Raw genomic sequence first — 12820 nt, forward strand, 5'->3', positions numbered from 1 at the left:
ATGTTAATGTCAATCGAAATTTAGGCCACTTGCTGGTCAAATTTTAGGCCACCTATACATAAAAATTTAAACATTCTCAGTCTGTTTGGCAAGGGCCTGTTTAAACCGATAACTGTCACCATTAATATTTAATATATGGGCATTATGGGTTATCCGATCCAATAAAGCCGCAGTCATTTGTTCATCTCCCAACACCTCCGTCCATTTTGGAAATTCCAAATTTGTAGTTATGATTAGACTACCTCTTTCATATCGGGAAGAACAAAACTGAAACAGCAATTCCGCACCTACCTTACTGAATGGTACATATCCCAATTCATCCAGAATAACTAAATGTGGCCCCAACCACTGTTTTTCAAGCTTGTTTAAACGATATTCCTGTTGTGCTGCAAGTAATTCGTTTATCAATCCTGCTGCCGTATAGAATTTTACTCTCATACCCTGACGGCAGGCTTCATAACCTAGAGCCGTTGCAATATGTGTTTTACCTACACCAGAGCTACCTACAAGTATTATGTTTTCCCTGTTCCCAATATACTCCCCCTGCATTAACTTCAATATTTTGGGCTTGCGTAGGGACGGGATTACTTTAAAATCAAAACTTTCAAGTGTTTTAATTACTGGAAAGCATGCCTGACGTATGCCTCTTTGAATACGGTTGTTTTCTCTCTGGTGAACTTCCTGTTCCAATACTCCTAACAAGTAACCCTCATAATCAAGATTGTTATCTGCGGCTTCTCTCGCTAAAGACTCGTAGATCTTGGCAGCCTGAGGCATTTTTAGTTTTTTAAAATATGCTTCTAGAAGCATTTTGTTAACGGCCATTAATGATCACCCCCTGTCATCAGTATGCTATATTTATCAAGATTAGGAGGTGTTACAATAACTTCCGGAATGCTCTGAAGCTTGTCCTTGTTAATGGGATCTGCTTTATGGCTTAAAACCAATGTCTGCCCCAGTATGTTAAGTACCCCGTCATATCCGTAAACATTGTATTCCATTGCTATTTCAATAGCTTCAGTTACCTGTGAAGGATGGTAATCTCTATGGAGCATAAGTATTTTTACAAATTCCCGGTTACCTCTGGGATTCCTTGCTAACAGGCAGCGGCGATATTGTTCATAGATAGGGGGAAGTGTCTGAGGGTTGTATACTTTTGTATTTCCTAATGCTCGAGATTTGAAAAGCAAAAGTTCCAGATAGTGATCCAGTATGATACTATCCTTATTGCGGCCATGTATTCTGAAATGTTCTGCGATTGTAGAGCCTTTTGAGATAATTTTAATCTCTTCAGCAGTTGCCCTAACTGTCACCTTTTCTCCAACATATGAAGTAGGGACGGAGTAGCGGTTGGTTTCAAATTGTATCATTGAATATCGGTTAACTTTAGCCTCTTTATACCTTGCTCCATCAAACCTTACTGTGGGCAATGGCCTTAATGCGGATTTTTCAGCTTCCCATTTTGAGTTTTTCTCTAATAGCTTAATACATTCATTATGTAAGTAATGATTTAATTCCTCAAAGGAATTTACATCCGGATAAGGTACAAAGAATCTTCTGACTACTTCTTTACCTGCATTTTCTACTCCGCCTTTTTCATTACCCCTAGCAGGTCTGCAGAATGTAGATTCATAAAGGTAATGAGTGCGAAGAGATATGAATTGCTCCTGTTCTTCCCGATTACTGCCCTGAAGTACCTTCTTAACTGCTGTTTTTAAATTGTCATAGGCTATCTTGTAGGGTACACCCTTCATAAACTCAAAACATTTAATATGTCCGTCAAAGAATGCCTCCTGCTTCTCAAAGGGATATGCCCTTACATAGAAGCCTCCAGAGCCTCTCAATTTCATAACAAAAATATGAGCCTTTGTTTCCTTACCGTTCAGATAGAAATATGCCTCTGTCCAATCTACTTCCGCATAAGTTCCGAGCTCAAATTCCAACGGAAGAAATGCTTCTTTTTGTTTTCTGTATTCCTGCCTGAGAAAGTCAGAAACAGTGTTGTAACCACCGCTAAAGCCTTCTTGCCTTAAAATTCCAAATATTTTTGTTCCGGTATGCCGTTGTTTACGATGCCTTTGCTTATCATCTTCGATAATTTGCCGAATCATTGGTATATATGGTCCTAAAACAGGATGGTTGCGTTCTTTGGTTAGCTTATATTTAGGAGGTTTTGTCTCCTCCAGAGATAAATACTTTGAAATTGTATCCCTGTGAATTCCGGTTCTGCGGCTTATTTCTCTGATACTTAGGTCTTCCATAAAGTACATTTTTCTGATATCTTCTAATTGTGCCATCTTAATCATACCTTTCCTCCTGTACGATAGTGTCTGGATAACAAAATCATACAGGAAAATTTGATTAAGGTGGCCTATTTTTTTACCGGTAAGTGGTACAATTTTAGAATAGCATTAACATTTACACATAAAAAATATAATGCTATAGTATATGTATCTTGTAAAATATGGGGGATTTACCATGAAAACCTTAAAAAAATGTCTGCTTGTGGTTGCTTTTTTTATCAGTATTATTTTAACTCAATTATTTGTACATAATGCTTTCGCAGATTCGGATATAGTGACATTTGCCGATCCTAATCTAGAGGCTGTAGTTAGGGGAGCTATTAATAAACCCACAGGAGATATACTTAAAACAGATGTTTCAAGTATTACTAGTATTATTGCAGAAAACAAAAATATTAATAATCTTACTGGAATTGAATGTTTAACAAATTTAACTATGTTGAGCTTAAGTAAAAATAAGATAAGTGATGTGACACCTTTAGCAGGCCTAACATCATTAAAATATTTAGCACTATACCAGAGTAACATTAGTAATATTAATGCTTTAGCTGGTTTAATCAATTTAGAATACTTGGATTTAGGTATGAATAGTGTCAGCGATATAAGTGCTTTGAAAAATATGACGAAATTAACTTACTTAGAACTATCTTGGAATAATATAACTGATATTAGTGCATTATCAAAACTTACTAATCTTCAATATTTACAGTTAGGGTGTAATCGAATTGTAGATATTAGTCCGATATCAAACCTTACCAAACTTAAAACATTGCATCTCTTTTATAACCGAATAAGTGATATTAGTGGGTTGAGTGGTCTTAAGACATTGACTTACTTGCACCTGAATTCAAACAATGTATCAAATATTAATCCGTTAAATGGTCTCACTATGCTAAGTTATTTAGATTTAGGTTTCAATAAAATTACAGATATTAGTGCATTAAACAAGCTTACAAAGATAACAGATTTGGATTTAAGCTACAACAAGATAACTAATATTAATGTTTTGAGCAATCTTACATCATTGAATGATTTAAAGCTGGAGAATAATCCTATAAACAATTATAGTCCAATTACCGGAATTATTAGTAAATTAACTAAAAAAGATTTTAATTTGGAGCCGATATCTTTTCCAGATGCAGATTTGGCGAAAGCTGTCTGTCATCAACTTGGCAAAAATTCTGAAGATATGATATATAAAATTGAGGCCCCACAAATAACTGTGCTAGATGCCGGCAATATGGAAATTAAAAGTTTGTCAGGAATTGAACAACTGTGTAATCTAAAAGACCTTTATTTAGCTGGGAATGAGCTTGATAATATTAATCCTATAAGTGCACTTACATCACTTGAAGCTTTAAATTTAGAAAAGAATCAAATAAGTGACTTAAATGTATTAAGAAATTTACATAATTTAAAATATCTCATATTAAGGGATAACAAAATATCTGATATAACACCATTATCTGATTTATCAAGTTTGAAAACCTTAGATTTGTCATATAATAGCTTGACGAATACTAAAAATCTTAGCAAACTAGTAAATTTATATGAATTACATTTAGATGATAATGAAATAAATGATATAAATGGATTGCAAAATATTACTAAACTTAAAATTTTAACTCTGGATAAAAATCAGATACAAGACGTCTGTTTACTGAAAAATAAACTTGATTTAATTTCATTATGTTTGAGAAATAATCTAATAAGTGATATTAGTTGTATTAAGAACTTACCCAAATTAGTAGATTTGTTTTTATTGCCCAATCCAATCCAGGATTTTAGCCCTGCAAAAGGGATATATAGTAATTTGATGAATAAAGATTTTGAATTAAATGCCGTCGCAAGTATTACTATATCAGGTTCAGATATAGTAACAGTTAAAAACGGTAGTGGGACAAGCCAGTATACAGCTGTTGTAAAAGATAACAACAATATAGTATTGTCATGCGAGTCGGTTACTTGGAGTTTAGATAATCCAGTAAGTGGTGTTGTAATTGACAGCCAAACTGGTATAGTATCAGTAGATAGTACTGCAAAAGCGGGTTGTTTTACGATAAAGGCCACAAATGGTTCTATAGAAGGTACATTTGTAGCAACATTAAGTGTAATTCTGCCCGATAAACGTATAATTTCTGGACGAATAAGTTTGAATGATAAAGCTCCAATTGGTGGAGTTAATATAAGTATTAATGCTGGTGGAAACGGACATAGCTATGGCGTGGGCATCACAATTGATGAAGGTGAGAGTTCAAAGGATTTTGCATTACCTGTATCAGCTAGTTCAGGGGGCCTAACTTATACAGTCTTTTGTACTGCCAGAGCAGGAGATGCGATAGGTTTTATAGCAGGCAGTCAAGTAGATGTAAGTGATGGAAATGTTTCAAATGTTAATATGCAGATTAGTTCTTTCCTTCAGCCTGTGTATCGAAATGTTTCAGGAACTGTATTGTTTAGTAAGGGTGTTGCTCCTAAAGGAGGACTTACCTTAATAGTTGAAAGTTCTACAACAATTAATGAACGAATAACAAAGGAATGTTATTCATCTGTAACTATACCAGAAGGAATGAATTCTGCAAAGTATGCTATTCCAATAATTACATACGCAGGTTATCCATGTAGTTTAATAATTAAAGAAACAAGCAGAGATTACTGGGGTAGTCAGTTAGACCTTTCATCAGGTGATATTACGGGATTAGATGCGCAGATAGTGTACCCACTCAATACAACTGAAACACGGAATGTTTCAGGAACTATTTATTTATCAACAGGGGTTGCGCCAAAAGGTGGTATTATTATAACTTGGTATAGTTCTAGTGGGTCCTATACTAATTCTTCATTTGTAACAATACCTGAAGGCTTAAATGCAATAAAATATGATGCAACATTTGTTACTGACACAAGTAAGCAAACGGTACTCAGATTTGTACCAGATAAAGCGTATAAACAATATAGTTTTTTCGTTGAAAATTCGCATTTAGTAAAGGATATTACTCTAGAGGAAATAGCACCGCAATTGACTGGTTTTACATGGGAGAAGGGAAAAACTGAAGGATCAACTAAAGCGACAGTTGTCCCAGCAGGAACATTAAAATACATAGTTGGGGTTGAAGGTTCTCAGGTGCAGCCTAATGTAGGCGATGCGGCCACAGCATATACAGATATTCTTTCAGCTAATACAGATATAGCAGTGTCAGCAGGACAGCATATATTTATAATTAGAGTAGGTAATGATGGAAATATAGCAAGCTGGGCAGATGTAGCTGTAAGTGAATCAAATATCAATCTAGGACGGATACAAGGTGATGTTAATAATGATAGTGTTGTTGACGCACTGGATTTTGCATTAATGAAGATATACTTGCTTGGAGGAACAGCAAATATTAATGAGATAAACTCAGACATAAATTTAGATGGTGAAATTAATGCAATTGATTTTGCATTGCTCAAAATGCAACTTCTAAATTAGTGTTAACATATGTGATAAAGACATGAATGAAGGAAGTTAGTTTACATTCCCAATTCCATTTCCAATATCTGAAATTTTAAGGGTAATATGGTCGTTTCCCAGTATTACCCTATCAACTTGTCAGTTTAGTCTTAAAGTTAAAAAAGTACACATGAGTTGCAGAGTATAAAAAGTAAATCCAGAAACGCTTGGTTTATAAGCGTTTCTGGATTTTAATGTAATGGGCTAACATGAATCAATAACAAAATACTTATTCGCGTAAAAGTCTTAGTGTGAGGCACCTAAGGCTGCCACCACCAGCCAGCAAAGCATCTGGATGGAATTGTGTAAATCTGACTCCCATTGATTCCAGCAGCTTCTGGGTTGTAGGCTTTAAAGAAATATCATAATTGATGATATGGTTGGGTTCCAGAGTAACAAACGATGTGCCCCATTTTTGTTGTTCTTCATCGGATAAAGGAATTAGTTCCATCTTCCTCTGTTTCGACCAAGTCATAAAATCAATTTTTTGCCGACTATTTTTTTGGATAAGCCAGCAATTGAGAAAGGCAGGTGGAAAAATTAACCCCAATTTATCGGATATCCTGTTGAATATCATGTCCGGATGCATGAAACGCCTGGCTTGCGGTACTTCTACATAAACTATATTCTGAAAGTGCTGCAGGGCAAAAATGAAAAAGCGCTCAACCGATTCTTTGCTATGTCGTTCTGTATCTGCTACGAAGAGAGTATTTGGGGACAAGGTAATCAAGCCCTCAAACTGTTCACCTGGGCCGCAGTCATGCAGGATAGGAATACCAAGAGCTGTCAGTGCCTCCCTAACAACTATTTCTTCGTATTGCCGTCCACCAGGGCACATTGTTGATATAATTGCCCCTTTGCTTGTTATGACTGAGGAATCGTTCAAGTATGGAAGGTTGGGAAGGTAGGACATTAACTCGCGGTTATTTACTATTAGGTTTGATAGTTCATAAACTTCCACTCCGTTATCTGTCAAAAGCTTTCGATAGGCATAGTGTTCGTCAATAAAACGATCGTAGTCTGGTACCTTATCAAAAAGGTAAAAATCCAGATTTGTCTCCTTTACCCTTCTGATTGAATACTCAGGACTATGAAGCATCACTTTCTTTAATTGGCTAAGTTTCTCAGCTCCATATTTTTCCAGACTATTTATAATCATATTAATTAACTCCTGTTTTAAGATTTTTATGTATCATTCCCATAATCTACGATTTTAAATCGTACTAAAAATGTAGCCTTTTTGTGTTAAATTAATAAATAATTATTTAAAATAGATGGTTTGCAATATACTAAATAAAAACCATTGTAATTTATTAAAATTCAATGTAGAATATAATAAATATGTAAAAGGGAGGGTAGATAATGGTTTATGCAGTTAATACTGTCACAGTTTCCTTAGATATTAAGTGGAAATTCAGTAGTGCCGTTTCAAAAAGTGCAATGTCAGTTATTAAAGGGAGAAGTGCGTCCTTTTTTAGAATAATTACTGACGATTGTATAATCCATGACTCTATATCTTTCGGTTAGCATATTTTATTTATTTAGAAATGTATTGCTAATAAATCAAGATTTTTTAGACTCAAGGTTTTATGCTTTGAGTCTTTTATTTTGTATATAAAGATGCACACACTCCATAAGCCTTTTATTGTTTAGCTTCTTTAATAGTTAACTATTAAAATAGCGGTAAACAGTGGGCTTATTTTTGTTTAAAAATTTATCAAATATTAAAGTTAATTTGGAGGATGAATCGGTATGAATATTAATAATAAATTAAAAAGAAATATATCCATAAGTTATGTTTATAGCTTTTTACTACAATTAAATATTACTTCAGCTATATGGGTTTTGTATCTGGCATTTAAGGGCATGTCTTTGGCGGAAATAGGATTTTTGGAAGCTATTTATCATATAACGGGTTTACTTTTTGAATTACCGACCGGTGCAATAGCAGATATATATGGAAAGAAGTTTAGTGTCATTGCCGGAAGAATTGTAAGTGTAATAGCTTGCATTTTGATGATAACGTCATCTGGCTTTTGGATCTTTGCTATTGCATTTACTTTAAGCTCGGCAGCTATGAATCTAAACTCCGGTTCAGCAGAAGCATTGGTTTATGATAGCTTAAAAGAAGTAGGTGAAGAGAATAATTATAAAAGAATTTGGGGCAATCTTGCTTTTGTTATGTCAATTGCACAAGGTATTGCGGTTCTTCTGGGAGGAATATTAGCAGATGAAAAGTTTTTGTATGCCTATGTATTTGGAACAATTATAAAATATTAGCTTTAATAGTAGCTTTTAGCTTTAGTGAGCCACCTATTGAAAAAGATAAAGAAAAACAACAAGGGAATGTACTAATACACCAACTAATAACAAGCCTGAAAGTTCTTAAGGTTCGGAAAATAGTGTTTTACTTAATATTGTTTTCTTCATTGATTGGAAGTCTTCAAGCTACAGTATATTTTTACAGCCAGAAGTATTTTTCAGATATGGGATATTCAAAAACCACAATTGCCATAATATGCGCTCTGGGAAGCCTTATTGAAGCAATAAGCTCTAAGAATGCCTATAAATTTGAAAAACTTTTTAAGTTGAAAGGAACTTTAATAAGCATATCTGTATTAAATATACTGGCATTAACAGGAATGGCCTTTATGCAGCACTTATCGATAGTATTCTTTGTTTTAACATCTATGACTGGAGGGCTGGCCTTTTCCATATTTAGTGATTATATAAATGCCAGGATACCCTCAGAGTACCGGTCAACAATATTATCATTTGATAGTTTATGCTTTAGTGCATTTATGATAGGGGTATTTCCTTTATTCGGATTAATAGCGCAAAAGAGGGGCTTTACAGTAACATTTGGAATTATTGCCTTGCTGTATATTCCGGTAATTATTTACCTGTTGCTAAAGCTTAGAAAACATAAAGAAGATAATTCGGGGGCAATTGTAAAAGAGCGAGTTTTAGAGGTGTCAGACTAGAAAAATAAAAATAAAAATGGAGGGGTAAATAATTTCACCTCTCCCGAAATGGAGATAAAAATGATTGAATTAGCAATAAATAGATTACAAAAGTATTATGGAGCAAACATGGTTTTAAAGGATATAACTTTTGAGATACATACCTCTGAAAAAGTAGGAATTGTAGGCAGTAACGGCTGCGGTAAAAGTACCCTGTTAAAAATAATTATGGGCTTAGAAGGTTATGATGCGGGCATGTTATCTATAAAAAAAGGTGCAACATTAGGATATCTTGAGCAAATGCCTATTTATCCGAATAGCATTAGGGTTATAGACGTATTAAATATAGCCTTTGAAAAGACAGATGGTCTTCACAAAGAACTGGTATTAATTGAGAAACAGCTTGCATCAGCTGATAAAGCTAATATTGAAAGACTTCTAAATAGTTATTCCAGTCTTCAGGCTAATTATGAAAGCCTTGGCGGATACGAAAAAGAAGAAAAGCTGAGCAAAGTTTGTACAGGACTCAAGATTAATGATGAGTTTAAAGAAAAATTGTTTTCACAATTAAGCGGAGGAGAAAAAACTACAGTTATTCTTGGGAAAATGTTACTACAAAATCCTGAAATATTACTGCTGGATGAGCCCTCCAATCATTTGGATTTAGATACGATGGAATGGCTTGAGGCATATCTGAAAGCTTACAGAGGGATAGTAATAATAGTTTCGCATGACAGATACTTTTTGGATAATGTGGTTACAAAGATTATTGAGATAGAGAACATGACCTCTAAAAGTTATAATGGTAACTATTCGGCTTTTGTAGAAGAGAAGGAAAAGCAATTACAACTACAGATGGATTTATTTTTAGAACAGCAAAAAAAGATTAAAACTACGGAAAAGGCTATTGCTCAATTAAGAGATTGGGGAATGAGGGGGGGAAATAACAAGTTTTTCAGAAGGGCAGCCAGTATGCAAAAGCATTTAAATAAGGTTGAAAGAGTAGATAAGCCTGTTCTAGAAAAAGATAGCATTAAAATTAGTTTAAATACTGCAAACAGGTCAGGAAACGATGTTGTTACAATTAAGAAGCTATGTAAAAGCTATGGTGAAAAAGCTCTTCTTAGAGACTCCGAGCTATTTATAAAATATGGTGAGGCTGTGGCATTAATAGGTGCAAACGGGTGCGGAAAGTCAACCCTGATGAAAATTCTACTGGGAATTGAAGTGGCGGATAAGGGGACAGCCTCCTTGGGAGCATCGGTAAAGCTTGGCTATCTGCCTCAGACAATAAACTTTGAGGATGAGAATAAGACAATATTAGAATGCTTTAGAGAAGATATAGCTATAAATGAAGAAAAGGCAAGAGAATTCCTTGCTAAATATCTATTCTACGGTGAAATGGTATTTAAAAAGGTTGGAGCGTTATCTGGGGGAGAAAGAAGCAGGCTCAAGATAGCCATACTTATGTATAGCGAAGTGAACTTACTGATTTTAGACGAACCCACAAATCACTTGGACATTGATTCTAGAGAGGAATTAGAGGACTATTTGAAAGAATTTAAAGGTACTCTTGTGGTTGTATCTCACGATAGATATTTTATAAATAATATAGCAAGTAGAGTGGTTGAATTATGCAACGGAGCTCTTGTTTCTTATGGTGGCAATTATGAATACTATAAAGGAAAATCGTTACAGATAAAAAATGAATTAACAATTAATAAGGCTGCCGAGGGTAAAAATAAAGTTAAAAAAGAAAAAGCACCTAAAATCATTAATAATCCATGCAGCAAACAAAATTTAGAAATGAGAATAGAGGCACTAGAAGAAAAGTTGAAATTTGTTGAAGCAGAAATTGTTGAATATAGCCATAACTATGAAAAGTTAGCCGAGTTATTTAATGAAAAACTTGAGCTGCAAACAGGTATTGAAAAATTGATAGAAGAGTATTTTAAGTAACAGCTTAATTAAAAAGACATACCCCATTCCATTTCCAATATTTGATTTTTCAAGGGTAATATGGTCGTTTCCCAGTAAACCTTCGAATATTGTAATTCAATGAAAAGCAAGGTGTAAAAGGCTTCCCAATTATGGAGTTCTTTGCACCTTGCTTTATGTCTGTTTCTAACCGTAATCACAAGTTTTAAAGTAAAATCAGCCTTCAATTGCAAAAAAACAGACAATATTGAATATTTTTCAAATTTATTATAAAATATACAAGTAGCATGGTAGTATGGTAGCACGGTAGAAAAAGTCATTTAAGTTAAACTCCAAGTTTTTAGTAAATTATGTTCATATGAATTGACTACTAATTATACTTCGTTGTTATTTTATATAACACATAGCGAAAGTATCTATTTTTAGGCTTTTCGTTCGTACATGATTATAAATGAAAATAAAGAGAACTTTTCTTTCGAAATATCCTATGTATAGGGTATTTTGCTCTCAAATGATTTATTTTTTACTTCTGCGTTATAAATCATAATATCAGCTAAAAAGGTTTATAAAATAATAAACAGGAGTGATTAGTGAATGTCTAATGTAAAGTTTTATTACGGTGGAAATGTACCTTTAGAAATGCATAAGGTACGAATTGTCCAGAAACTGAATTTAGTATCTATTGAACGTCGCTTGGAAGCTATTAAAGAAGCAGGAAATAACACGTTCTTATTAAAAAACCGTGATGTTTTTATGGACATGCTTACTGACAGCGGAGTAAATGCAATGAGTGATAAGCAGTTGGCGGCCATGATGGAGGCCGATGATAGTTATGCCGGTTCTGAGACTTTTACAAAACTGGAAAACAAAATAACAGAAATCTTTGGTAAAAAATATTTTCTTCCTGCACATCAGGGAAGAGCATGTGAAAATATTCTTTCTCAGGCATTTGTGAAGCAAGGTTCCGTAATTCCTATGAATTATCACTTTACGACATCAAAAGCTCATGTTTATTTAAATGGTGGTACAGTAGAAGAAATAATTATTGATGAAGGTTTAAATATTACCAGCGAATATCCTTTTAAAGGCAATATGAATGTTGAAAAGCTGAAAGCATTAATTACCAAACACGGCGCTGAAAAAATTGCCTTTGTTCGTTTGGAAGCAGGTACAAATCTGATAGGAGGACAGCCTTTCTCACTTCAAAATATGAAGGAAGTACATACTGTCTGTAAAGATTTTGACATTATGTTAATATTGGATGCAAGCCTATTAGCAGACAATCTGCATTTTATTAAAACCCGTGAAGAAGTCTGCAAAAATATGAGTATAAGAGAAATCACCCGTGCAATGGCAGATTTGTCCGACGTAATTTATTTTTCTGCACGTAAGCTTGGATGTGCACGTGGGGGTGGGATTTGCACTAATGATAAAGCTGTATATTTAAAACTCCGTGAGCTGGTAACGCTTTATGAGGGTTTTTTAACCTATGGAGGTATGTCTGTTCGTGAAATGGAAGCGATAGTAGTAGGTCTTGATGAAACAATGGATGAGAATATGATTAATCAAGGACCTCAGTTTATTGAATACATGGTTAATGAACTTAAAAAGCATGGTGTACCCGTGGTAACTCCGGCAGGTGGTTTGGGATGTCATATAAATGCCATGGAATTTCTTTCACATGTTCCTCAAAGCCAATATCCTGCAGGCGCGCTTGCTTCGGCACTTTATTTAGTGAGTGGTGTGCGTGGAATGGAGAGAGGAACAGTTTCGGAGCAGAGAGATGAAAATGGAAATGAAACATTCTCTAACATGGAACTTTTACGACTGGCAATGCCCAGACGCGTATTTACTCTTTCACAAGTCAATTATGCTATTGATCGTATTCGCTGGCTATATGAAAACCGTAAATTGGTTGGTGGCCTAACCTTTGTGGAAGAACCCCCAATATTACGTTTCTTCTTTGGTAAACTGGCAACAGCTTCAGATTGGCAGACTGAACTGGTTGCAAAGTTTAAAGCGGATTTTGGAGATAACTTATAGGATAAAATAATTATATATTTGAACAGAAGTACAGGGCTATCCTGCCGGAGATATAAGCTATATGGTTTATGTCCGGCAGG

General features: G+C 34.5%; 9 protein-coding genes. 6 read left to right on the plus strand and 3 right to left on the minus strand.

The features are described 5' to 3' along the window. Window positions 1-66: 66 nt before the first annotated feature. The gene (gene istB / locus P0092_RS04990) at window positions 67-825 is read right to left on the minus strand and encodes an IS21-like element helper ATPase IstB (protein WP_004616432.1); all 759 of its coding nucleotides are present in this window, start codon (window positions 823-825) and stop codon (window positions 67-69) included. After that, a complete protein-coding gene (gene istA / locus P0092_RS04995) occupies window positions 825-2306 on the minus strand; it encodes an IS21 family transposase (protein WP_004616428.1) in 1482 nt (493 codons plus the stop codon). Before istA ends, istB begins: the two co-directional genes overlap by 1 nt. Before the next feature lie 172 nt (window positions 2307-2478). Between istA and P0092_RS05000 the strand changes: the two genes are divergently transcribed. Beyond that, window positions 2479-5775, plus strand: coding sequence for a leucine-rich repeat domain-containing protein (locus P0092_RS05000; RefSeq protein ID WP_004616847.1), 3297 nt, complete (start codon window positions 2479-2481; stop codon window positions 5773-5775). A 250-nt stretch (window positions 5776-6025) separates the two neighbouring features. Here the strand turns inward: P0092_RS05000 and P0092_RS05005 are convergent, their stop codons facing one another. Further along, window positions 6026-6955: an arginine deiminase family protein gene (locus tag P0092_RS05005; RefSeq protein WP_004616848.1), complete on the minus strand. Its 930-nt coding sequence runs from the start codon at window positions 6953-6955 to the stop codon at window positions 6026-6028. 203 nt (window positions 6956-7158) lie between these two features. Here P0092_RS05005 and P0092_RS05010 point away from each other — a divergent pair, with 203 nt between their 5' ends. From P0092_RS05010 to P0092_RS05030, 5 genes are all read left to right on the plus strand, one after another. Next, a complete protein-coding gene (locus P0092_RS05010; RefSeq protein ID WP_004616850.1) occupies window positions 7159-7323 on the plus strand; it encodes a hypothetical protein in 165 nt (54 codons plus the stop codon). A gap of 225 nt (window positions 7324-7548) precedes the next feature. Beyond that, a complete protein-coding gene (locus P0092_RS05015; RefSeq protein WP_276187091.1) occupies window positions 7549-8076 on the plus strand; it encodes an MFS transporter in 528 nt (175 codons plus the stop codon). Between the two features lie 35 nt (window positions 8077-8111). After that, entirely contained in the window at window positions 8112-8780 is a 669-nt protein-coding gene (locus P0092_RS05020; protein ID WP_276187216.1) for an MFS transporter, read from the plus strand. 60 nt (window positions 8781-8840) lie between these two features. Then, on the plus strand, window positions 8841-10718 hold the full coding sequence (gene abc-f, locus P0092_RS05025; RefSeq protein ID WP_004616854.1) for a ribosomal protection-like ABC-F family protein: 1878 nt from the start codon (window positions 8841-8843) through the stop codon (window positions 10716-10718). Between the two features lie 573 nt (window positions 10719-11291). Beyond that, the gene (locus P0092_RS05030) at window positions 11292-12740 is read left to right on the plus strand and encodes a tryptophanase (protein ID WP_004616858.1); all 1449 of its coding nucleotides are present in this window, start codon (window positions 11292-11294) and stop codon (window positions 12738-12740) included. Window positions 12741-12820 lie beyond the last annotated feature (80 nt).

The sequence above is a fragment of the Ruminiclostridium papyrosolvens DSM 2782 genome, assembly GCF_029318685.1.
GTDB classification, from domain to species: domain Bacteria; phylum Bacillota; class Clostridia; order Acetivibrionales; family DSM-1351; genus Ruminiclostridium; species Ruminiclostridium papyrosolvens.

Coding starts and splice junctions, on each gene's coding strand:
- istB (WP_004616432.1), bottom strand. CDS start 825: ATGGCCGTTAACAAAATGCTTCTAGAAGCATATTTTAAAAAACTAAAA.
- istA (WP_004616428.1), bottom strand. CDS start 2,306: ATGATTAAGATGGCACAATTAGAAGATATCAGAAAAATGTACTTTATG.
- P0092_RS05000 (WP_004616847.1), top strand. CDS start 2,479: ATGAAAACCTTAAAAAAATGTCTGCTTGTGGTTGCTTTTTTTATCAGT.
- P0092_RS05005 (WP_004616848.1), bottom strand. CDS start 6,955: ATGATTATAAATAGTCTGGAAAAATATGGAGCTGAGAAACTTAGCCAA.
- P0092_RS05010 (WP_004616850.1), top strand. CDS start 7,159: ATGGTTTATGCAGTTAATACTGTCACAGTTTCCTTAGATATTAAGTGG.
- P0092_RS05015 (WP_276187091.1), top strand. CDS start 7,549: ATGAATATTAATAATAAATTAAAAAGAAATATATCCATAAGTTATGTT.
- abc-f (WP_004616854.1), top strand. CDS start 8,841: ATGATTGAATTAGCAATAAATAGATTACAAAAGTATTATGGAGCAAAC.
- P0092_RS05030 (WP_004616858.1), top strand. CDS start 11,292: ATGTCTAATGTAAAGTTTTATTACGGTGGAAATGTACCTTTAGAAATG.